At 63.3% G+C, this 21,343-nt stretch carries 20 protein-coding genes; 16 read left to right on the top strand and 4 right to left on the bottom strand.

Annotation, left to right across the window (positions count from 1 at the left end):
- Window positions 1-142: 142 nt before the first annotated feature.
- The 4 genes from ACZRMO_RS18270 to ACZRMO_RS18255 are packed head-to-tail and all read left to right on the top strand — an operon-like array spanning window position 143 to window position 2,891.
- Entirely contained in the window at window positions 143-844 is a 702-nt protein-coding gene (locus ACZRMO_RS18270; protein WP_305430454.1) for an ABC transporter permease, read from the top strand.
- Window positions 841-1,554, top strand: a complete 714-nt coding sequence (locus ACZRMO_RS18265; RefSeq protein ID WP_124529641.1) for an ABC transporter permease — start codon at window positions 841-843, stop codon at window positions 1,552-1,554. The genes ACZRMO_RS18270 and ACZRMO_RS18265 overlap by 4 nt, the downstream gene beginning before the upstream one ends.
- 3 nt (window positions 1,555-1,557) lie before the next feature.
- The gene (locus ACZRMO_RS18260; protein WP_463973745.1) at window positions 1,558-2,388 is read left to right on the top strand and encodes an ABC transporter ATP-binding protein; all 831 of its coding nucleotides are present in this window, start codon (window positions 1,558-1,560) and stop codon (window positions 2,386-2,388) included.
- A gap of 5 nt (window positions 2,389-2,393) precedes the next feature.
- The gene (locus ACZRMO_RS18255) at window positions 2,394-2,891 is read left to right on the top strand and encodes an Lrp/AsnC family transcriptional regulator (RefSeq protein ID WP_016974875.1); all 498 of its coding nucleotides are present in this window, start codon (window positions 2,394-2,396) and stop codon (window positions 2,889-2,891) included.
- Window positions 2,892-3,017: 126 nt separating this feature from the next.
- Here the strand turns inward: ACZRMO_RS18255 and ACZRMO_RS18250 are convergent, their stop codons facing one another.
- The 4 genes from ACZRMO_RS18250 to ACZRMO_RS18235 all read right to left on the bottom strand — a co-directional run bounded on the left by ACZRMO_RS18250 (window position 3,018) and on the right by ACZRMO_RS18235 (window position 7,168).
- On the bottom strand, window positions 3,018-3,878 hold the full coding sequence (locus tag ACZRMO_RS18250; protein WP_463973744.1) for a TIGR03915 family putative DNA repair protein: 861 nt from the start codon (window positions 3,876-3,878) through the stop codon (window positions 3,018-3,020).
- Window positions 3,875-5,095: a putative DNA modification/repair radical SAM protein gene (locus ACZRMO_RS18245; RefSeq protein ID WP_257782113.1), complete on the bottom strand. Its 1,221-nt coding sequence runs from the start codon at window positions 5,093-5,095 to the stop codon at window positions 3,875-3,877. Before ACZRMO_RS18245 ends, ACZRMO_RS18250 begins: the two co-directional genes overlap by 4 nt.
- Window positions 5,096-5,161: 66 nt before the next feature.
- On the bottom strand, window positions 5,162-6,499 hold the full coding sequence (locus ACZRMO_RS18240; RefSeq protein ID WP_463973743.1) for a lysine N(6)-hydroxylase/L-ornithine N(5)-oxygenase family protein: 1,338 nt from the start codon (window positions 6,497-6,499) through the stop codon (window positions 5,162-5,164).
- 120 nt (window positions 6,500-6,619) lie between these two features.
- The gene (locus ACZRMO_RS18235; RefSeq protein WP_463973849.1) at window positions 6,620-7,168 is read right to left on the bottom strand and encodes a sigma-70 family RNA polymerase sigma factor; all 549 of its coding nucleotides are present in this window, start codon (window positions 7,166-7,168) and stop codon (window positions 6,620-6,622) included.
- 193 nt (window positions 7,169-7,361) lie between these two features.
- Between ACZRMO_RS18235 and ACZRMO_RS18230 the strand changes: the two genes are divergently transcribed.
- From ACZRMO_RS18230 to ACZRMO_RS18175, 12 genes are all read left to right on the top strand, one after another.
- Complete coding sequence (locus ACZRMO_RS18230; RefSeq protein WP_463973742.1) at window positions 7,362-8,531, top strand: efflux RND transporter periplasmic adaptor subunit; 1,170 nt, start codon at window positions 7,362-7,364, stop codon at window positions 8,529-8,531.
- Window position 8,532: 1 nt separating this feature from the next.
- Window positions 8,533-10,506, top strand: a complete 1,974-nt coding sequence (locus tag ACZRMO_RS18225) for a MacB family efflux pump subunit (protein WP_463973741.1) — start codon at window positions 8,533-8,535, stop codon at window positions 10,504-10,506.
- The gene (locus tag ACZRMO_RS18220; protein ID WP_463973740.1) at window positions 10,499-11,899 is read left to right on the top strand and encodes an efflux transporter outer membrane subunit; all 1,401 of its coding nucleotides are present in this window, start codon (window positions 10,499-10,501) and stop codon (window positions 11,897-11,899) included. Before ACZRMO_RS18225 ends, ACZRMO_RS18220 begins: the two co-directional genes overlap by 8 nt.
- A 107-nt stretch (window positions 11,900-12,006) precedes the next feature.
- Entirely contained in the window at window positions 12,007-12,756 is a 750-nt protein-coding gene (locus tag ACZRMO_RS18215) for an alpha/beta fold hydrolase (protein ID WP_463973739.1), read from the top strand.
- A gap of 107 nt (window positions 12,757-12,863) precedes the next feature.
- Entirely contained in the window at window positions 12,864-13,634 is a 771-nt protein-coding gene (locus tag ACZRMO_RS18210) for a FadR/GntR family transcriptional regulator (RefSeq protein ID WP_207042701.1), read from the top strand.
- A 223-nt stretch (window positions 13,635-13,857) separates the two neighbouring features.
- Window positions 13,858-15,060, top strand: a complete 1,203-nt coding sequence (locus ACZRMO_RS18205) for an ABC transporter substrate-binding protein (RefSeq protein WP_463973738.1) — start codon at window positions 13,858-13,860, stop codon at window positions 15,058-15,060.
- A 57-nt stretch (window positions 15,061-15,117) separates the two neighbouring features.
- On the top strand, window positions 15,118-15,978 hold the full coding sequence (locus ACZRMO_RS18200) for a branched-chain amino acid ABC transporter permease (protein ID WP_124529663.1): 861 nt from the start codon (window positions 15,118-15,120) through the stop codon (window positions 15,976-15,978).
- A gap of 1 nt (window position 15,979) precedes the next feature.
- On the top strand, window positions 15,980-16,990 hold the full coding sequence (locus ACZRMO_RS18195) for a branched-chain amino acid ABC transporter permease (RefSeq protein ID WP_463973737.1): 1,011 nt from the start codon (window positions 15,980-15,982) through the stop codon (window positions 16,988-16,990).
- Window positions 16,987-17,736 carry an ABC transporter ATP-binding protein gene (locus ACZRMO_RS18190; RefSeq protein WP_463973736.1) on the top strand — a complete coding sequence of 250 codons (750 nt, stop codon included), beginning with the start codon at window positions 16,987-16,989 and terminating at the stop codon, window positions 17,734-17,736. The genes ACZRMO_RS18195 and ACZRMO_RS18190 overlap by 4 nt, the downstream gene beginning before the upstream one ends.
- Window positions 17,736-18,431 carry an ABC transporter ATP-binding protein gene (locus ACZRMO_RS18185; RefSeq protein WP_448183886.1) on the top strand — a complete coding sequence of 232 codons (696 nt, stop codon included), beginning with the start codon at window positions 17,736-17,738 and terminating at the stop codon, window positions 18,429-18,431. Before ACZRMO_RS18190 ends, ACZRMO_RS18185 begins: the two co-directional genes overlap by 1 nt.
- Window positions 18,432-18,444: 13 nt before the next feature.
- Window positions 18,445-19,713, top strand: a complete 1,269-nt coding sequence (locus ACZRMO_RS18180; protein ID WP_463973735.1) for a Zn-dependent hydrolase — start codon at window positions 18,445-18,447, stop codon at window positions 19,711-19,713.
- Complete coding sequence (locus ACZRMO_RS18175; RefSeq protein WP_463973734.1) at window positions 19,710-21,113, top strand: amidase; 1,404 nt, start codon at window positions 19,710-19,712, stop codon at window positions 21,111-21,113. Before ACZRMO_RS18180 ends, ACZRMO_RS18175 begins: the two co-directional genes overlap by 4 nt.
- Window positions 21,114-21,343: the final 230 nt, after the last annotated feature.

The following is a 21,343-nucleotide window of genomic DNA, read 5'->3' as shown; positions in this document are numbered from 1 at the left end:
CGAGGGAGCTTGATCCCGCTGGGGTGCGAAGCGCCCCCAAAAAAGCCGGCTCCAGCTGCGCTGTCGAGCGGGAGCAAGCTCCCTCGCCACAGCAAGCCCCCTCCCACAGGGGTATGTCTGCGCTCTTAAGAGAAACCCTCCCATGAACGAATTCCTGAATTTGCAGGGCTACGGCCCCATGCTCGCCCAAGGCGCGTGGATGACGCTCAAGCTGTCGTTCCTCGCTCTCGCCCTGAGCCTCGTCCTGGGCCTGATCGCCGCCGGTGCCAAGCTCTCCCGCGCGAAATGGCTGCGGGTGCCGGCCACCTTGTACACCACGCTGATCCGCAGCGTGCCGGACCTGGTGCTGATCCTGCTGATTTTCTACAGCCTGCAGCTGTGGCTCAACGACCTCAGCGAAATGGCCGGCTGGGACTACTTTGAAATCGACCCGTTCACCGCCGGGGTGGTGACCCTGGGGTTTATCTACGGCGCGTATTTCACCGAGAACTTCCGTGGCGCGATCCTCAGCGTACCGGCCGGCCAACTGGAGGCAGCCACCGCCTACGGCCTGAGCCGCTGGCAGCGTTTCCACCTGGTGCTGTTCCCGCAACTGATGCGCTTTGCCTTGCCGGGCCTGGGCAATAACTGGCTGGTGCTGCTCAAGTCCACCGCGCTGGTGTCGATCATCGGCCTGTCGGACCTGGTCAAGGCCGCGCAGAACGCCGGCAAGACCACCAACGAGCCGCTGTATTTCCTGATCCTCGCGGGCCTGGTGTACCTGGTGATCACCACCCTCTCCAACCGCATCTTCAAGCGCCTCGAACGGCGCTACAACCTCGGCATCAAGGGGATGGCGCGATGATCGAACTGTTCCAGCAATACGGCCTGGCCTACCTGTTCAGCGATGGCGCAGGTTTGTCCGGCGTGGCCATGACGTTGTGGCTGTTCATCATTTCGGTGGTGCTTGGGTTTTGCCTGTCGATCCCGTTGGCGCTGGCGCGGGTGTCCGAGCACTTCTGGTTGCGCTGGCCGGTGGAGGTCTACACCTACCTGTTCCGTGGCACGCCACTGTATATCCAACTGCTGATTTGCTACACCGGGCTGTACAGCCTCGAGGTGGTGCAGGACAACGCCCTGCTCAACCAGTTTTTCCGCAACGCGCTGAACTGCACCCTGCTGGCCTTTGTGCTGAACACCTGCGCCTACACCGTGGAGATCTTCGCCGGGGCGATCCGCAATATTCCCCACGGCGAAATCGAAGCGGCCCGCGCCTACGGCCTGCACGGCTGGCGGTTGAACCTGTTCGTCGTGGTGCCAGCGGCCCTGCGCCGCGCATTGCCGGCCTACAGCAATGAAATGATCCTGATGCTGCACGCCACCTCCCTGGCGTTTACCGCCACCGTCGCCGATATCCTCAAGGTGGCCCGCGACGCGAATGCCGAGACGTTCCTCACGTTCCAGGCGTTTGGCATCGCCGCCCTGCTGTACATGCTGCTGTCCTTTGCACTGGTGGGCCTGTTCCGACTGGCCGAACGTCGCTGGATGCGTTTTCTTGTTCCTACCCGAGGCTAACCCATGAATCAGTCCGCGCAGGCCCTGGCCGCATACCCCATTGATGTACCTGCTGCCAAAACCAGCACCGCCGCCGTCAAGCTGCAAGTCGAAGGCATCCACAAACGCTATGGCGACCACGAAGTGCTCAAGGGCGTGTCCGTGAATGCACGCAATGGCGATGTGATCAGCCTGATCGGCGCCAGCGGCTCGGGCAAAAGCACGATGCTGCGTTGCATCAATTTTCTCGAACAACCGGACGCCGGGGTCATCACCCTCGACGGCATCAGCATCGAAATGCAGCCCGGCCGCGCCGGCACCCGCGCGCCGCACCAGGCCCAACTGCAAAACCTGCGCACACGCCTGGCCATGGTGTTCCAGCACTTCAACCTGTGGAGCCACATGACCGTGCTGGAAAACATCACCATGGCCCCGCGCCGGGTGTTGGGCGTCAGCGCCGCCGAGGCGGAACAACGCGCCCGCCTGTACCTGGACAAGGTCGGCCTGCCGGGCCGCGTGGCCGATCAGTACCCCGCGTTCCTGTCCGGTGGCCAACAACAACGCGTGGCCATTGCCCGCGCCCTGGCCATGGAACCGGAGATCATCCTGTTCGATGAACCGACCTCCGCCCTTGACCCTGAACTTGTAGGAGAAGTCCTCAAAGTCATACAGACGTTGGCCGAGGAAGGTCGTACCATGCTGATGGTCACCCACGAGATGGGCTTTGCCCGCCAGGTGTCCAGCCAAGTGCTGTTCTTGCATCAGGGCCGGGTCGAGGAACAAGGCGGTGCCGAGATCCTTGACCATCCCAACAGCGAGCGCTTGCAGCAATTTCTTTCCAACCGTCTGAAGTGAAACCCATGGATACCAAGGCCAACGGACCCCATTCCTCCCCTGCGCTGGATCGCATCGATGAAGCCATCATCGAAGTGTTGCGCCACCAGGGGCGTATCACCTACGAAAAGCTCTCGTCGCTGGTGCACCTCACCCCCAGGCCCTGCCTGGAGCGGGTGCGCAAGCTGGAGCGACGCGGGGTGATTCGTGGGTACGGGGCGATCATCGATGTGCAGATGGTCTCGCCGGGGTTGTCGCTGCTGGTGCTGGTGGCCTTGTCCAACCAAAGCGGGCGCTCGGCGCAAAAGGCCTTTGAAGCCTGCGTCAAAGCCTGCCCGCAGGTGTTCGAATGCCAGCTGATCAGCGGGCCGTTTGACTACAGCCTGCGCATGCGTTGCCGGGACATGGAGCATTACCGGGTGCTGACGGAGACCTGGTTGAACAATGACGAGTTGCATATTGATAAGTTGGTGGCGCACCCGGAGTTGGCGGTCGTCAAGAACACCGCCACAGAGCTGGCGTAGATGATCGTTCCCACGCGATCGTTCCCACGCTCCGCGTGGGAATGCATCCAGTGACGCTCCGCGTCACCCTTTCAGAGCGGACGCGGAGCGTCCAGGGCGGCATTCCCACGCAGAGCGTGGGAACGATCATGTGGGAGCAGGCAAGCCAGCTCCCACATTGATCGGGTTCGCAATTCTTTTGCCGGGCTTGGCCCCAATCAACTTCGCCTGCCCATCCTTCTGCTTCCCCGTCCGCGCCTCGCTGATCAACCCCGGGATCAACTTGCCCTCCGGCAGGTTCTTCCAGAACCGGCTCGGCAAATGCCCTTCCATCACCTTGGGATTCAACCGCGCCGGGTTGAAGATGTGGCTGTAGTAGGTCAACCACATCTCGCTGTGGGGATCTTCGACGTTCTGCGCCAACCGCCGCCATGCCTCAGGGCATTCGCGCTGATGAACAAGCTGCTCACCGTCGTAATACACCCCATCCAGCGGGGTGGCGATCATCCAGCGATGGCGGCCCATGCGCCCGACAAAATGCTGGCTGGCTGACTTCAAGATATCGTGGGCCGGCTCATGCCAAGCCACATACTCCGGCAGCTCAGGGCCGGCCTCAGCCGGTAGCGCAACAAAACGCACAAACGCATGCAGATGGTGCGCCTCGCGGTGTACCTGCTTGATTCGCCGCTGCAACTCGCTGCCCAACTTGTCCCCCGCCAACATCGCCGTACGGTCGCCATGACTGACGCGCCACAGCACTTCATACAACAGGCTCCAGCGCTGCTCGCCGTGGTAACAGGCTGCCGACTCCAGTAATTCCAGCAGCGCCTTGGGCACCCGCGTCTGGAACGGCCCCAGCCCTTCAGGGATCGACACATCGGTAGCAAACAGGTCCGCCACCTCGACCTCGCCCCAGCTCACCTGGCTGGGGTCGACCTGATGGCTGAGCAACCAGCGGGCCTGTTCGCGCCAGGTGCTGAAAAGGTTGTCGCATTCCAGGCTGATCATCCCCACAACCCCATTTGCTGCGGTTGCGGGCGGTCACGCAGTTGCTCACGCAACAGCACGCTGGTGCGCTCTGCCTGCTGCGGGTGGTAGTCGCTGGTGATGAAAAACGGCTTGGCCTTGGCCAGCACGCAGCGCATGCGTGCGAGGTCTTCGAAGCGGATCTTGCGTTCGCGGCGCAGGTCTACCAGGCGCTGGGTGGTGCGCAGGCCGATGCCGGGGATGCGGGCGATCAGGGTCGGTTCGGCGCGGTTCAGGTCCAGGGGGAATACGTCGCGGTGTTCCAGCGCCCAGGCCAGCTTGGGGTCGATATCCAACGCCAGGTGACCGGGGCCGGCGAACAGTTCATTGGCGCTGAAGCCATAGCTGCGCAACAGGAAGTCCGCCTGGTACAAGCGGTGCTCGCGCATCAGCGGCGGCGCGGCGAGCGGCACGCTTTTCGGGCTGTTGGGAATGGGGCTGAACGCCGAGTAGTACACGCGGCGCAGCTTGAAACTGCCATACAACGCCTCGGCACCGTGGAGAATGGTGCTGTCATCGGTGTCGTCGGCACCCACGATCAGTTGCGTACTCTGCCCGGCCGGGGCGAAACGCGGCGCACGGGGCTCATTGCGCACCGTTTGCTCGCCGGTGTAGATGGTCTGCATGGCCTGCTTGATCGACACGATCTTCTTTTCCGGGGCCAGGGTCTGCAAGCTGGCCTCGGTCGGCAACTCGATGTTCACGCTCAGGCGATCGGCATAGCGCCCGGCCTCGGCAATCAGCGCCGGGTCGGCATCGGGAATGGTCTTGAGGTGGATATAGCCGCGAAAGTCATGCTCTTCACGCAGCAGCTTGGCCACGCGCACCAACTGTTCCATGGTGTAGTCGGACGAGCGGATGATGCCGGAGCTGAGAAACAGCCCGCTGACGCAATTGCGCCGGTAGAAATCCAGGGTCAGGCTGACCACCTCCTCCGGGCTGAAGCGTGCACGGGGCACGTCGCTGGAGCGGCGGTTGACGCAGTATTGGCAGTCGTAGAGACAGAAGTTGGTGAGCAGCACCTTGAGCAACGACACGCAGCGCCCGTCCGGTGTGTAGCTGTGGCAAATGCCCATGCCATCGGTGGAGCCCAGCCCGGCCTTGCCCTCGGAGCTGCGCTTGGGCGCGCCGCTGCTGGCGCAGGACGCGTCGTACTTGGCGGCGTCGGCAAGGATGCTGAGTTTTTCGATCAACTGCATGGAGGGCTACCGATACTGGTTTTTTGTACAGTATCAGCCAGCCCACCCTGTCACAAGTGCAGCTTGTCAGCTCGCAGTAGCGAGCAACAGGTCCTGCGCCGAACGGCTCTTGCCACGGCTGCGGTCATGCTCATACAGCGACGCCGCAATCTCATCCGCGCGAATCGGCAGCACCGACAGCAAGGTATCGCTCAAACCATGGCTGGCCTGGCTGAAACCCTGGATGTAGATACCAGCCTTGCAACGCTCGTCGGTGACGATGCGGTAATCGCGCGCCACTTCGAAGTCGCCCATATAGGCTTCCAGCGGTGCCAGCAGGGCGCGGTGGGTCTGGCGCTCGTAGCCGGTGGCGAGGATCACCGCGTCGTAATGGCTGACACTGGTTTCGCCGTTGGCGTTGTTGCGCAGCACCAGTTCGATGCCCAGCGGGCCTGGCGTAGCCTTCTCCACCACGGTCATGGTGCGGAATGCCTGGCGCGCGATACCGGAGACCTTCTGGCGATAGAAGATGCCGTAGATGCGTTCGATCAGATCCAGGTCCACCACTGAATAGTTGGTGTTCTGGTATTCGGCCACCAGGCGCTCACGCTCGGCGCCGACTTGCTGGAACACCAGGTCGGTAAAGGCCGGCGAGAACACTTCGTTGACGAACGGGCTGTCATCCGCAGGCTTGAGCGCCGAACCGCGCAGGATCATGTCGACTTGCACCGACGGGAAGCTGTCGTTGAGGTCGATAAACGCCTCGGCCGCGCTCTGCCCACCGCCGATGATCGCGATGCGCATCGCCTTGCCGTCGACGCACGGCTGCTGGGCCATGCGTTCCAGGTATTGGGAGTGGTGGAACACGCGGCTATCGCCCTTGAGCGCCTTGAACGCCTCGGGAATGCGCGGCGTGCCACCGGCGCTGACCACCACCGAACGGGTGGTGCGCACATGCTGCTCGCCCAGCGCATCGCGGGAGATCACGCGCAGCGCTTCAACCTGCTGTTGATGCAGGATCGGCTCGATGGCCAGCACTTCCTCGCCGTAATGCGCCTGGGCCTGGAACTGCCCGGCGACCCAACGCAGGTAGTCGTTGTACTCCATGCGGCACGGATAAAAGGTGCCCAGGTTGATGAAATCCACCAGGCGGTCGTGGGTTTTCAGGTAATTGACGAAGGAATACGGGCTGGTGGGGTTGCGCAGGGTTACCAGGTCCTTGAGGAACGAAATCTGCAGTTCACTCTGGGTCACCAGGGTATTGCCGTGCCAGCGGTAGTCGGCTTGTTTGTCGAGAAACAGCACGTCCAGTTTGCCCTGGGCTTTTTCGCGCTCCTGGAGGGCGATGGCCAGCGCCAGGTTCGAAGGGCCGAAACCGATACCGATCAGGTCGTGAACCGCGGGCGAAGCAATTGCCTGTGTCATTCCAGTGTCCTCTGGATAAGCCCCTTGGCGGTGGGGCGGGAATACCTTTCAAGACCTGCACAACAGGTCGTGTGTTGATAGGAAACGAGGACAGTGAAATAAAATTTAACTGATTGCCGATCAGTGCCCTTCCCACTCGCGCATCCGTACCCGGCAGTGCTTCATCGCGTTGACGATGTGCTTTTCCACGAGGCTGCGGGAAATACCCAGGCGATCAGCGATTTGCGGGTGGGACAGACCATCGAGCTTGCGCAGCAGGAAACTGTCGCGGCAGGCCGCCGGCAATTCCGCCAGGGCGCGCTCGACCATGGCCAGGCGCTGGCTGTGGTCATGGCTGGCATGGGGTGAATAGCTGGAGAAGCGCTCTTCGGCGTCCAGCACTTCCAGCGGTTCGTTCTGGCGCGCCGCGTTGCGACGGTGCCCGTCGATCACCAGGTTCAGCGCGGTGCGGTACAAAAACGCGCGGGGTTGTTCGATCGGCGTGTCGCTGGAGCGCTCCAGCACCCGCACATAAGCGTCATGCACCACATCTTCGGCCACCTGACGGTTGCCCAGCTTGGCGTTGAGGAAACACACCAGCTCGCGATAGTAGTTTTCCAACATGACTCCCGACCGCCTGGAGAGGCAGGATCCGTTCCTTGTGCGCTGTAAGAAAGAGTCCCAAACGATGATGGCAGTTTGAGTGCGTGCAATTTATAGTAATTCTCATCTACTTTTAAAGCAGTCTCGTATCAATGGACGATTTTTTTACGCAATGGAGGCGTAACCGTTTGTGTAACCGCCTAAATCCCCGTGCAATTTCCTCGTTTAACTGTCAGCTCTGCGCAACTGCGCTCCGATATTCCCCGGCTGGAACCCAAGCATGAAACGCTCTCGACCTGCCCGACGCGCGCTGCTGGTGATCGCGTGCCTGATTCCCGTACTTGGTGTTGCCGCCTGGCAGGTGTTGCCACCGGGTCGCGACACCCTGGCCACCGTCACCGTGACCCGCGGCAACATTGAAAACAGCGTCACCGCCCTGGGCACCCTGCAACCGCGCCGCTATGTGGACGTGGGCGCCCAGGCATCCGGGCAGATCCAGAAGATCCACGTCGAGGCCGGCGACCACGTCAAGGAAGGCCAGTTGCTGGTGGAGATCGACCCGTCCACGCAAAAAGCCAAGCTCGACGCCAGCCGCTACGCCATCGAAAACCTCAAGGCCCAGTTGCAGGAACAAAAAGCCCTGCACGCCCTGGCGCAGCAGAAGCACCAGCGCCAGCAACGCCTGGAAGCCGGCAACGCGACCCGCGAAGAAGACGTGCAAACCGCCAAGGCCGAACTGAGCGCCACCCAGGCGCGGGTCGCGATGTTCCAGGCGCAGATCCTCGAAGCCCAGGCCCGCCTGCGCAGCGACGAAGCCGAGTTGGGCTACACGCGCATCTATGCGCCCATGGACGGCACCGTGGTCGCGGTGGACGCCCGTGTCGGCCAGACCCTCAACAACCAGCAACAGACCCCGCTGATTCTGCGCATCGCCAAGCTGTCGCCGATGACCGTGTGGGCCGAAGTTTCGGAAGCCGATATCGGCCACGTCAAACCGGGTATGACCGCGTATTTCACCACCCTCAGCGGCGGCAACCGGCGCTGGACCAGCACGGTGCGGCAGATCCTGCCGATCCCGCCCAAACCCTTGAACGAAACCCAAGGCAGCGGCAGCCCGAGCAGCGCCGGCAAGACCGGTACCGGCCGCGTGGTGCTGTACACCGTGCTGCTGGACGTGGACAACACCGACAACACGCTGATGGCCGAGATGACTGCCCAGGTGTTTTTTGTCGCCAGCCAGGTCAAGGGCGCCCTCACCGCCCCCGTGGCCGCGCTGCAAGGCAGCCACAACGCCGACACGCAGATCGCCCGCGTGGTCGCCAAGAACGGCCGTATCGAAGAGCGTGAAGTGCGCCTGGGCATCAGCGACCGCCTGCGGGTCGAAGTGCTGCAGGGCTTGAACGAAGGCGATCACCTGCTGATCGGCCCGGCTGACGGCAACGGGGCCTGAGTTGACCACGCCCCTGATCGAACTCAACAACATCCGCAAATCCTACGGCGGCGGCGACAGCCCGCAGGTCGATGTGTTGCGCGGCATCGACCTGTCGATCCACGCCGGCGAGTTTGTCGCGATTGTCGGCGCGTCCGGCTCCGGCAAGTCCACGCTGATGAATATCCTCGGCTGCCTCGACCGCCCCACCGCGGGCGACTACCTGTTCGCCGGGGAAAACGTCGCCCACCTGGACGGCGACGCGCTGGCCTGGCTGCGCCGTGAAGCGTTCGGGTTCGTGTTCCAGGGCTACCACCTGATCCCGTCGGGTTCGGCCCAGGAAAACGTCGAGATGCCGGCCATCTATGCCGGCATCAGCGCCACTGAGCGCCACGCCCGTGCCAAGGCCCTGCTCACGCGCCTGGGCCTGGCCGACCGCACGGGCAACCGTCCGCACCAGCTCTCCGGCGGCCAGCAGCAGCGGGTGTCGATTGCCCGGGCGCTGATGAACGGCGGCCATATCATCCTCGCCGACGAACCCACCGGCGCCCTCGACAGCCACAGCGGCGCCGAGGTGATGATCCTGCTCGACGAACTGGCGAGCCAGGGCCACGTGGTCATCCTGATCACCCACGACCGCGAAGTGGCGGCGCGGGCCAACCGTATCATCGAGATCCGCGACGGCTTGATCATCAGCGATTCGGCCAACGATCAGAGCTACGTGCCGGCTATCGCCAACAGCGACGCCCTGCAAGCCGTGGACCTGCGCCAGCGCCTGGCCGACGGTGCCGAGCACAACGGTGCCTGGAAAGCCGAACTGGTGGACGCGGTACAGGCCGCCTGGCGGGTGATGTGGATCAACAAGTTCCGCACCGCCCTGACCTTGCTGGGGATCATCATCGGTGTGGCCTCCGTGGTGGTGATGCTGGCGGTGGGCGAAGGCAGCAAGCGCCAGGTCATGGCGCAGATGGGCGCGTTTGGCTCCAACATCATTTACCTCAGCGGTTCCTCGCCCAACCCGCGCACACCGCTGGGCATCGTCACCCTCAACGATGTGGCGGCGCTGGCGGCGTTGCCCCAGGTCAAGCGCATCATGCCGGTCAACGGCAGCGATGCCGGGATTCGCTTCGGCAACCTCGACTACCTGGCGTATGTGGGCGGCAACGACATCAACTTCCCGGACATCTTCAACTGGCCGGTGGTCGAGGGCAGCTACTTCACCGAGGCGGATGAACGCGCCGGCGCCACTGTCGCGGTGATCGGCCATCGTATCCGCGAGAAACTGTTCAAGGATGTGCCAACGCCCATCGGCCAATACATCCTCATCGAAAACGTGCCGTTCCAGGTGATCGGCGTGCTCGCGGAAAAAGGCTCCAGCTCCGGCAACAAGGACAGCGACGACCGCGTCGCCATCCCCTACACCGCCGCCAGCGTGCGCCTGTTCGGCACCTACAACCCGGAATACGTGGCGATTGCCGCCGCCGATGCGCGCAAGGTCCACGAGGCCGAACAGGCCATCGACCAGTTGATGCTCAAGCTGCACAACGGCAAGCGCGATTACCAGTTGACCAACAACGCGGCAATGATCCAGGCCGAGGCGCGCACGCAGAACACGCTGTCGCTGATGCTCGGCTCGATTGCCGCGATTTCCCTGCTGGTGGGCGGCATTGGTGTGATGAATATCATGCTGATGACCGTGCGCGAACGCACCCGTGAAATCGGTATCCGCATGGCCACCGGGGCGCGCCAGCGCGACATCCTGCGCCAGTTCCTCACCGAAGCGGTGATGCTGTCGGTGGTCGGCGGCCTGTTCGGCATCGCCCTCGCCTTGCTGGTGGGCGGCGTGCTGGTGCTGGCCGAAGTGGCGGTGCAGTTTTCCCTGGTGGCGGTGCTCGGCGCGTTTGGCTGTGCGCTGGTCACCGGTGTCATCTTCGGCTTTATGCCGGCCCGTAAAGCTGCCCGGCTCGATCCGGTTAAGGCGTTGACCAGTGAATAAATCCTCCCTTTACCTGCCCGGCCTGTGCCTGTTGCTCAGCGCCTGCGCCGGTCAGCCGCCCGTTACCGACAGCGGCATCGCCGCACCCGCCGCTTGGCAATATGCCGAACGGGATGCGGCGCAGGCCACCAACAGCCGTTGGTGGACGCAATTCGCCAGCCCGCAGCTCAACCGCCTGATCGACCAGGCGCGGCGCGACAGTTTTGACGTGGCCGCCGCCATGGCCCGCGTGCGCCAGGCCCAGGCCAGCGCGGTCATCGCTGGTGCGCCGATGCTGCCCGAGGTGAATTTCAACCTCACCGCCAAGCGTGAAAGGCTGCTGCGCGGCAGCGGCAATTCGGACCTCAATGCCACCGAAAGCAACAACACCGTCAACAGCTTCGACGCCAACCTCACCGCCAGCTACGAGCTGGACTTCTGGGGCGGCCGCGCCGCCGCCCGCGACAGCGCCGTGCACACCCTGCGCGCCAGCGAGTTCGACCGCGCCACGGTGGAGCTGACCCTGCTCAGCAACGTCGCCGACCGCTACGCGCAAACCCTCGCCGCGCGCCAGCGCCAGCAGATCGCCGAGCTCAACCTGGCCAATGCGCGCAACGTGCTCGACCTCGTGCAGACCCGCTACAACGCCGGCTCCGCCACCGCCCTGGAACTGGCCCAGCAGAAAAGCCTGGTGGCCAGCCAACAGCGGCAATTGCCGCTGATCCAGCAATTGGCCGAAGAGTCGCAGATCACCCTCGCCGCCCTGCTCGGCCAGCCGGTGCAGGCCGTGGACCTGGGCAGCGAAACGTTCCACACGCTGAGCTGGCCGAGCATCGGCCCTGGCGTGCCGAGCCAGTTGCTCAGCCGTCGCCCCGACCTGGCCCAGGCCGAGGCGCAACTCGCGGCAGCAAGCGCCGACGTGACTGTCGCCCGCGCCGCCATGCTGCCCACCGTGACCTTGGGCGCCACCCTCGGCAGCGGCGCCTACAAGGCCAACGAAATCCTGCGCAGCCCGTTCTACACCCTGACTTCCGGCCTGGTCGCACCGATCTTCAACAACGGCCGTTTAAGCGCCGAGCGTGACAAGGCCCGCGCACGCCAGGATGAGCTGTTGCAAACCTATCGCGGCGCGATCATCAATGGCTTTGCCGATGTGGAAAAGGCCCTCAGCAGCATCACTCACCTCGACCAGCAACGCCAATGGCAAACCGAGGAACTGCAACAGGCGCAGACCGCCTTCAGCATCGCTGAAAGCCGCTACCAGGCGGGCGCCGAAGACTTGCTGACGGTCCTCGAAACCCAGCGCACCCTGTACGCGGCCCAGGACTTGAACGTACAACTGCGGCTGTCTCGGCTACAAGCCAGCATCGCCTTGTACAAGGCATTGGGTGGCGGTTGGCAAACTGATATCTGATAAACAAAAGTCAACTTTCGTACACCTGGCGTCTGCTCAACCTACATTCATCAACCCCGGGTCCTTGGTAAAAAAGCCGCTATCTCACGGCTGCCCGGGACCTATTGATGACTGTCGCAAAAACCTTGATGTGCGCAGCGCTGTGGCTAGCTGCAAGCCTTGCCCACGGTGTGCCGTTGATCCGCCCCACTGCCATCGACTGGCAACTGGACTGCCACCTCCCCGCTCTTGCAAACCTGCAACCCGACGTACTGGAGCGCACCCAGTGCGCCATCGTCACCGTACCGCGCAACTACGCGTCGCCCCGCCAAGGCAGCCTGCGCCTGTACCTGACCCGCGTCGGCGCCCGCGACCCGCTGAGCCGTGAAGGCGTGGTCTTCGCCCAACCCGGCAACAGCCCCCAGGCCAATCACAGCGGCACCTTCGCGATCCTCTTGGCCGGCAGTTGGGGCGCCTATGCCACCCAGGCCTATCGCACGTTGCTCAATCGCTACGACGTCATCGAACTCACGCCCCGCGACCTCAAACAAGAGAATGGGCTCGAACACGCAGCAAGGGACATGGAGTTCGTCCGCGCCCAACTCGACGAACCCCAACTGCATTACCTGGGCAGCGCCGACGCCACACGCCTGGGCAGCCGCTACGCTGCGTTGTTTCCCGAGCGTGTCGCGCGCATGGTGCTGGTCAACACCGCACCCGGTGAAACCAGTGCGCCGCTGGTTGACCAACTGCACCTCAGGGAACCCGTCACACCCGGTTCCAGCGGCTGCGTCAACCAATGGGTCGGCGACTTCCTGATCTATGGCAAACACCCGCCACCGTCCACACGCTGCCTCGACCCGGGCGATTGGGAGTAACAATCCGTTTGCGACCTCTTCCCGCGGAAAACGACACCCTGCGTTGACGCTCCGGCCCAATCGTTATTAAGTGCTATTAATCCGCATTAATACGATAAATCGAACTTATGCTAAGCCGCCCGTTGAAACGCAAACGCCAGAAGCTGTCCGACGTGATTGTCGAGTCGGTCAAGCGCTCCATCGTCACCGACGCCTTGAAGCCCGGCGACCGTTTGCCCACCGAACGCGAGCTGATGGAAAGCTTCCAGTGCTCCAAAGGCTCGGCCCGCGAAGCGCTCAAGGCCCTGGAAGTCGAGGGTTTGGTGAGTACGCGCACCGGGCCCAGTGGCGGCGCGTACTTGAACCAGGCCGGCACCGAGCCGGCCAGCCGCGCATTGCGCAACTACCTGCACTTCCAGCATCTGGACGGTGAACAGGTCTACCAGTTGCGCAAGGTGATCGAAGTGGAATTGGCCGTCTCGGTGCTCGGGCGCCTCAGCGAAGACGACTACCAGGCCTTGCAGGACAACGTGGAATTCTGCAGCGCCCCGGAAGACAGCGAGGCTGGCCAACGCGAGCAGCGCCTGGCGGAACTGGAGTTCCACAACCTGCTGGCCAAGGCCTGCCCCAACCCGTTGCTGAGCTTTATGGCGCAGTTTCTCAACGACCTGCTGCGCGACCTGGTGGTGCTGAAAAAAGCCTACAAGCCCAAGCGCAAGCAGTTCGACGCGGCCAACCTCGATTATCACAAGCAACTGCTGATCGCCTTTCGCGCCGGTGATGAAAGCGCGGTGCGCAGCTTGATGCATGAACACATGTGCGATGCCGAACACCATATGACGGCGCTGGAAGGTGAAGTCAGCCCGCATTTTCTATTGGAGTTCGATCACCGCCCTTAAAGACAACACAGTTCCAATGTGGGAGCGGGCTTGCTCGCGAATGCGGTGTGTCAATCACCGAATCTTTCACTGATACACCGCATTCGCGAGCAAGCCCGCTCCCACATTTTGACCGCATTCCAATCAACACCCGAGTTATCCAATAACAAGCCTGCCCACAGGCCCAAGCTCCACCGTATCGCCCTTGCCGCTCCTGCCAATAACTAAACCAGGGAGTCACCCCATGCAGCGTCGTACGTTATTGAAAGCCAGTCTCACCGCAGCCGCCGCCCTCAGCCTCCCGCTGAGCGTGCGCCACGCATTCGCCGCCGAGCCCTTTACCTTTTACGGCCTCAAGTCCATGTCTGGCGCCTTTGCCAGCTATGGCAAATTTGCCGACATGGGTTCGCGCCTGGCAGTCGAGCAACACCCCGCGCTTCTCGGGCGCCCGCTGAACTACAAGGTCATCGACACCGAAGGCAACGCCGGCAAGGCCGTGCGCAAGGTGCAGGAAGCCATCCAGCAGGACGGCGCGCGGTTCTTCCAGGGTTGCACGCTGTCGTCGTCGGCACTGGCGGTGGCCAAGGAAGTGGACAAGGTCGGCGGCGTGTTCATGACCCCAGTGGGCGCCGATGAAGTCACCGGCAAGGACTGCAACCACGCGACGTTCCGCTGGTCGGTGCCCACCTACGGCGCGATCCGCGAAACCATGCTGCCGCTGATCAAGCTACTGCCGGACGCCAAGCGCTGGTACACCATCACCCCGCAATACGTGTTCGGCGAAGCGCTGCTGGAAGGCGCGAAGACCGTGCTCAAAGAGAGCGGCCTGGAGCACATCGGCAACAGCTATCACTCGTTGCAGGAACAGGAATTCTCCGGCTACCTGACCAACGCCATCGCCGCCAAACCCGATGTGCTGGTGCTGCTCAACTTCGGCAGCCAGTCGTCCAACACCCTGCGCCAGGCGGTGAACTTCGGCATCAAGGAGCGCATGAAAGTGCTGCTGGTGTGGTCCGCCGGGCTCGACCAGTTCCAGGAACTGGGCAGCGACATCCTCGAAGGCGTGTACCTCGGCGCGCAGTATTGGCACCAGGTCGATACCCCGCTCAACCGCGAGCTGGTCAAGCTGACCCAGGCCAAATACGGCATCAACCCCACCTACCCGCTGGCCGCCGACTACATCAGCACCAAGGTCATGCTCGACACCATCATTGCCACCGGCAGTTTCGACGGGCCAACCGTCGCCAAGGCCATGCAGGGCCTGAGTTTCGACGGCCCGACCGGCAAGGAATCGATCCGCGCCGGCGACCACCAGGTGATCAAGGACTACTACCTGCTGATCGGCAAAGCCGCCAGCGAGATGGCCGACAAGGATGACCTGGCAGAGGTGCTCAGCGCCGGCCAGTCGTTCCCGCCCGTGGAAGCCACCGGCTGCACGCTCGCCTGATCCCCTGAACATTGCCGAGCAGGGCCGCGCAAGCGGCGTCCTGCCGAGGGTTCCTGCATGCTTAATCTTTACCTGTTCCAGATACTCAACGGCCTTGGATTGGGGATGATCTACTTCCTGATCGCCGTCGGGCTGACGATCATTTTCGGCCTGCTCAACTTCGTCAACTTTGCCCACGGCGCATTCTTTCTGCTGGGCGCGTACATCTGCTACACCGCCGTGAGCCTCACCGGCAACTTCTGGCTGGCGCTGCTGATCGCGCCGTTGGTGGTGGCCGCGCTGGCGTGGGTGATCGAGCGACTGTTGATCCAGCGGATCTATCACTTGCCGCACATGTTCCAGATCCTCGTGACACTGGGTATCGCGCTGATCATCCAGGAAGCCAGCGTGATGATCTGGGGCCCGGTGGGCAAAAGCGTCGCCGTGCCGGAACTGCTGCGCGGGGTGCTGGTGGTCGGTGACTTTGTGTACCCGCATTACCGCCTGTTCCTGATCGGTTTTTCCGCACTGATCGGCCTGGGGCTATGGCTGCTGCTGGAACGCACGCGCTTCGGCGCCCTGGTGCGCGCCGGCAGTGAAAGCACCGAGACCGTATCGCTGCTGGGCACGAATATTTTCCGCTTGTTCTCCATGACCTTCGCCCTCGGCGTGGCCCTGGCCGGCGTCGCCGGTGTGCTGTTCGCGCCGTTGCGCGGCGCGCAGCCCTTTGTCGGCCCGGAGATTCTCGGCGTGGCCTTCGTGGTGGTGGTGATCGGCGGCATGGGGTCGTTCAGCGGTGCGCTGGTCGGCGGTTTATTGGTGGGCGTGGTGCAAAGCCTGATGACCACACTCTGGCCCCAGGGCGCGAGCCTGATGATCTACGGCGCCATGGCCGTGGTGATTCTGGTACGTCCTTACGGCCTGTTCGGGAGAGCCTGACATGAGCGAGAAAAATCCCCTGCCGTTTGCCAAGACCCAATCACGCGCAATGTTGCTGTGGGTGCTGGCGGTGCTGATCGGCCTGCCGTTGATCTTGCCCTCGGCGACCCTGGCCACCGAGATCCTGATCTTTGCCATGGCGGCCCTCGCCTGCAACCTGCTGCTGGGCTACACCGGGCTGCTGTCGTTCGGCCAAGGCATCTTCTTTGGTGCCGGCGCCTATTGCGCGGCGCTGCTGATGCTGCACCTGCAAATGGGCTTGTTCACCGCCCTGCTCGGCGCCGCCATCGCCGGTGGTTTCCTTGCCTTGCTGGTGGGCGCCCTGGCGATCCGCCGCACCGGCATCTACTTCGTGATGCTGACCCTGGCGTTCAGCCAGATGGCCTACTTTGTCGCCTACACCTTGAGCGATTGGACCGGCGGCGACAACGGCTTGCTCAGTGTGCCGCGCCCGGAAATCCGCCTCGGTGAGACGGTGCTGCTGTCCCTGGCCGACGCCCGTGTGTTCTACGGCTTCGTCGCGGTGCTGTTCCTGCTGATCTTTATCGGTGCCCGTCGAGTGATCGCCTCGCCGTTCGGCAGCACGCTGATGGCGATCCGCGAAAACGAAACCCGCGCCTCGGCCATCGGCTACGACACACGCCACTTCAAGATCCTCGTGTTTGTGCTGTCCGGCGCCGTCACCGGGATTGCCGGGGCGCTGTACGCCATGCTGCTGCACTTTGTGCCGCTGTCGAATATCGACCTGGCGATGTCCGAGAACATCCTGATCATGACCATCGTCGGCGGCACCGGCTCGTTGTTCGGTTCGTTGCTGGGCGCCGGTTCCATCGTGCTGCTGGGGGATTTCCTCTCGGACCTGTGGCCGCGCTGGCTGATGCTGCTGGGGGTGATCCTGATCCTGGTGGTGATCTTTATGCGCGGCGGTTTGTGGGGCGGCCTGGCGTCGCTGTTTGAAAAAGTGCGCGGCGCTCGCAAGCCGGCTGTCGTGGCCAAGGAGGAAGTGCTATGAGCATCCTGCTGGAAACAGAGGACCTGGAACTGGCCTACGGCGCGTTCCATGCGGTGAACGGCGTCAACCTCAAGGTCGAAGCCGGCACCATCCACACCATCATCGGCCCCAACGGCGCGGGCAAGACCAGCCTGTTCCACTGCCTGACCGGCGAACGCCAGGCCACCGCAGGGGCGATCCACTTCGACGGCAGGAACCTGATGCGCAAACCGGCCCACGGCCGCGTCGGCCTGGGCATGGCGCGTTCGTTCCAGCTCACCAGCCTGTTCCAGAACCTCAGCGTGCGCGAAAACCTGCGCCTGACCGCCCAAGGCCGTGACGGTGCACGGGCGCTGAACTTCTGGCGCCGCGTCGACAGCAAACGCGAGCACCTGGAGATGGCCGACCAGGTCCTGGAACGCCTGCAACTCACCGCCCGCGCCGACACCCTGGCCGGCGAGTTGTCCCACGGCCAGCAGCGGGTGCTGGAGGTGGGCATGTCGATCTGCTCCAAGCCCAAACTGTTGATGCTCGACGAGCCCACCTCGGGCATGGGCATCGATGACATCCCGATCATGACCCAACTGATCAGCGACCTCGGCCGCGACCACACGGTGCTGCTGATCGAACACAACATGAGCATCGTCATGTCCATCAGCCAACGCATCACAGTGATGAGCCACGGGCAGATCCTGGTGGAAGGCACGCCGGAATTCGTGCGCGCCGATGAACGTGTGCGCACGGCTTATCTGGGGGAGGCTGCCTGATGCTGATCGTCGAGAATATCCATTCCTACTACGACAAGAGCCACGTGCTGGAAGGCGTGTCGCTGACCGTCAACCCCGGTGAACTGGTGACGCTGCTGGGCCGTAACGGCGCGGGCAAGACCACCACGCTGCGCAGCATCCTCGGGATCATCTGCCCGCGCCAGGGCCAGATCCACTTCAACGGCCAGGCATTGGTGGGGCAGAAGATCTTTGAAATCGCGCGCCAGGGTTTGGCATTGGTGCCGGAGAACCGTGGCATTTTCCGCTTGCTCACGGTTGAGGAAAACCTGCGCATTGCCGCGCGCAAGACCAGCCGCTGGCAGTTGGAGGATGTGTACGGCATGTTCCCGCGCCTCAAGGAGCGGCGCAAAAACGCCGGCCATGCGTTGTCCGGCGGCGAACAACAAATGCTCGCCATCGCCCGCGCCCTGCTCAATGACCCCAAGCTGCTGATCCTCGATGAACCCACCGAAGGCCTGGCGCCGGTGATCGTCGACGAACTGGTGAAGATCCTGCGCAAGATCAAGGACGACGGCCTGCCGGTGCTGCTGGTGGAACAGAACCTGATGGTCTGCGACAAGCTCGCCGACCGCCATTACGTGCTCGAACAAGGCCGCGTGGTCTACGAAGGCAGCGCCGCCGCCTTCCGCGCCGACCCGACGATCAAGAACCGCTATTTGGCCCTGAGTGCCTGACCGGAGACTGCAGATGAATAGTTTTGCGCAACCGCTCAACAGCAACGCCCAACTGATCAACCGCGACCGCCTGTGGCAATCGCTGATGGACCTGGCCCAGTTGGGCGCCACCGTCAAAGGCGGCGTGTGCCGCCTGGCCCTCACCGACCTCGACCGCCAGGCCCGCGACCTGTTCGTGCAGTGGTGCGAAGCAGCCGGGTGCAGCGTCAGCGTGGATGCCATCGGCAATATCTTTGCGCGCCGCGCCGGGCGCAATCCGGCCCTGCCCCCGGTGATGACCGGCAGCCATATCGACACCCAACCCACGGGGGGCAAGTTTGATGGCTGCTATGGCGTGATGGCCGGCCTGGAAGTGATCCGCACCCTGAACGATTTGAACATCGAAACCGAAGCGCCGATTGAAGTGGTGGTGTGGACCAACGAAGAAGGCTCGCGCTTTCCGCCGTGCATGATGGGTTCCGGGGTGTTTGCCGGGAAATTCGACTTGCAGGACACCCTCGACAAAGTCGACGACCAGGGCCTGTCGGTGGGCGCCGAATTGCAGCGCATCGGCTATGCCGGTTCCCGCGCGGTGCTGGGCCACCCGGTGGGCGCGTATTTCGAAGCCCATATCGAACAAGGCCCGGTGCTGGAAGACCGCGCCACCACCATCGGCGTGGTCATGGGCTGCCTGGGCCAGAAGTGGTTCGACCTGACCTTCACCGGCGTCGAAGCCCACGCCGGGCCGACGCCGATGCACCTGCGCAAGGATGCCCTGGTGGGCGCTGCCGAGGTGGTCAGCGCGGTCAACCGCATCGCCCATCAACAACAACCCCACGCCTGCGGCACGGTGGGTTGCCTGAGCCTGCACCCGGGTTCGCGCAATGTGATTCCTGGCCAAGTGCATATGACCATCGATCTGCGCCACCTGCATGCCGACAAGCTGCAAGCCATGGTCGATGAAGTGCGCGGCGTGATCGAAGCCACTGCCGAGCGACACGGCCTGAGTTTTGAGCTGACGCCCACGGCGGACTTCCCGCCGCTGGACTTTGCCCCGGCCTGCGTCAACGCCGTGCGTGATGGCGCAAGCAGCCTGGGCTTGAGCCATATGGACATTGTCAGCGGTGCCGGGCATGACGCGATTTTCGTCGCCGAACTCGGCCCGGCCGGGATGATCTTTGTGCCGTGCGAAGGCGGCATCAGCCACAACGAAATCGAAAACGCTGCGCCGGATGACCTGGCGGCGGGCTGCGCAGTGTTGCTGCGGGCCATGGTCAATGCGGCGCAAGGGGACCTGACATGAGTGAGATCGGGCAACTGACGGCGGTGCAATTGCTGCAGCATTTTCGCGACAAGACCCTGTCGCCGGTGGAGGTCACCGAAGACGCCTTGCTGCGCATCGAACGCTACAACCCGGTGGTGAACGCCTACTGCCATGTCGACCCACAAGGTGCGCTGGACGCTGCGCGGGCCTCGGAACTGCGCTGGCTCAAAGGCCAGCCCTGCGGCGCCCTGGACGGCGTGCCGGCGTCCATCAAAGACCTTACGCTGACCATCGGCATGCCCACCCGCAAGGGCTCGCGCACCTCATCCGCCGACGGGCCATGGGACGTAGACGCGCCCTTCCCCGCCTTTATGCGCAAGGCCGGCGCGGTGCTGCTGGGCAAGACCACCACCCCGGAATTCGGCTGGAAAGGCGTCACCGACAACCCGCTGTACGGCATCACGCGCAACCCGTGGGACACCCACACCACAGCGGGCGGCTCGTCCGGCGGCGCGGGCGCAGCGGCGGCATTGAACCTCGGGGTGTTGCACCAGGGCAGCGACGCCGGTGGTTCGATTCGTATCCCCTGTGCATTTACCGGTACGTTCGGGATCAAGCCGACCTTTGGTTATGTGCCGCAGTGGCCGGCGAGTTCCATGACGATCCTGTCGCACCTGGGGCCAATGACGCGCACCGTCGAAGACAGCGTCTTGATGCTGCACACCATCGCCCAACCGGACGCACGCGATGGCCTGAGCGGTGCGCCGCGAACTACGCCATGGTTGACGCCGGGTAAGGACTTAAAGGGTTTGCGCGTGGCCTACAGCCCCACGTTTGGTTATGTGGATGTGGACCCGCAGGTGGCCAAGGTGGTGGCCCAGGCGGTGGAAGGTTTGGTGCAATTGGGTGCCCATGTCGAGCAGATCGACCCCGGTTTCAGCGACCCGCTGGAGGTGTTCAGCACCCTGTGGGCCGCGGGTGCCGCACGCTTGACCGGGCCGATGAGCGACGCGCAAAAACAACTGCTGGACCCCGGCCTGCTGCGCATTGCGCAACGCGGCGAGCGCTTGAGCCTGGACGATTTCAGCGCGGCCCTCGAAGCGCGGGCGGCACTGGTGGCGCGGATGGCGGCGTTCCATGAGCATTACGATGTGCTGGTGTCGCCGATGATGCCGATTACCGCGTTCGCCGCTGGGCACGACGTACCACCGGGCTCGGGTTTGCAGGAATGGACGGAGTGGACGCCGTTTACCTATCCCTTCAACCTGACCCAACAGCCAGCGGCCTCGGTGCCGTGCGGGCTGGCAGCGAATGGTTTGCCGGTGGGCTTGCATGTGGTGGGCGCGCGGTTTGCCGATGACACGGTTTTGCGGGTTTGTCAGGTGTATGCCAGGGCGTTCCCTACCACACACCTGCAAGCGCCAAAAAACCTGAGTTGAAATGCGATTGAATGTGGGAGCTGAGGCTTTTGGGCCGGTGTACATATCCGTTATTTAGGTAACGGCCACTTAGGGTTCCGCTCTTACAGCGGGTCACTTTGCAAAAGCGGCAAAGTAACCAAAGCGCTCTCGCCCCAACACTCGGCACCTCGCCTAGGCTCGGTGTGCCCGAACGCAGGCTTGAATCCGTGGGCCGCCGCCACGCGCCATCCATGGCGCGGGGCGGCTAA

Source organism: Pseudomonas sp. B611 (assembly GCF_055407965.1).
Note: the sequence above shows the minus strand (reverse complement) of the source record. Positions and strands in the feature narration are given on the sequence as shown.

Coding starts and splice junctions, on each gene's coding strand:
- ACZRMO_RS18270 (WP_305430454.1), top strand. CDS start 143: ATGAACGAATTCCTGAATTTGCAGGGCTACGGCCCCATGCTCGCCCAA.
- ACZRMO_RS18265 (WP_124529641.1), top strand. CDS start 841: ATGATCGAACTGTTCCAGCAATACGGCCTGGCCTACCTGTTCAGCGAT.
- ACZRMO_RS18260 (WP_463973745.1), top strand. CDS start 1,558: ATGAATCAGTCCGCGCAGGCCCTGGCCGCATACCCCATTGATGTACCT.
- ACZRMO_RS18255 (WP_016974875.1), top strand. CDS start 2,394: ATGGATACCAAGGCCAACGGACCCCATTCCTCCCCTGCGCTGGATCGC.
- ACZRMO_RS18250 (WP_463973744.1), bottom strand. CDS start 3,878: ATGATCAGCCTGGAATGCGACAACCTTTTCAGCACCTGGCGCGAACAG.
- ACZRMO_RS18245 (WP_257782113.1), bottom strand. CDS start 5,095: ATGCAGTTGATCGAAAAACTCAGCATCCTTGCCGACGCCGCCAAGTAC.
- ACZRMO_RS18240 (WP_463973743.1), bottom strand. CDS start 6,499: ATGACACAGGCAATTGCTTCGCCCGCGGTTCACGACCTGATCGGTATC.
- ACZRMO_RS18230 (WP_463973742.1), top strand. CDS start 7,362: ATGAAACGCTCTCGACCTGCCCGACGCGCGCTGCTGGTGATCGCGTGC.
- ACZRMO_RS18215 (WP_463973739.1), top strand. CDS start 12,007: ATGACTGTCGCAAAAACCTTGATGTGCGCAGCGCTGTGGCTAGCTGCA.
- ACZRMO_RS18210 (WP_207042701.1), top strand. CDS start 12,864: ATGCTAAGCCGCCCGTTGAAACGCAAACGCCAGAAGCTGTCCGACGTG.
- ACZRMO_RS18205 (WP_463973738.1), top strand. CDS start 13,858: ATGCAGCGTCGTACGTTATTGAAAGCCAGTCTCACCGCAGCCGCCGCC.
- ACZRMO_RS18200 (WP_124529663.1), top strand. CDS start 15,118: ATGCTTAATCTTTACCTGTTCCAGATACTCAACGGCCTTGGATTGGGG.
- ACZRMO_RS18195 (WP_463973737.1), top strand. CDS start 15,980: ATGAGCGAGAAAAATCCCCTGCCGTTTGCCAAGACCCAATCACGCGCA.
- ACZRMO_RS18190 (WP_463973736.1), top strand. CDS start 16,987: ATGAGCATCCTGCTGGAAACAGAGGACCTGGAACTGGCCTACGGCGCG.
- ACZRMO_RS18185 (WP_448183886.1), top strand. CDS start 17,736: ATGCTGATCGTCGAGAATATCCATTCCTACTACGACAAGAGCCACGTG.
- ACZRMO_RS18180 (WP_463973735.1), top strand. CDS start 18,445: ATGAATAGTTTTGCGCAACCGCTCAACAGCAACGCCCAACTGATCAAC.
- ACZRMO_RS18175 (WP_463973734.1), top strand. CDS start 19,710: ATGAGTGAGATCGGGCAACTGACGGCGGTGCAATTGCTGCAGCATTTT.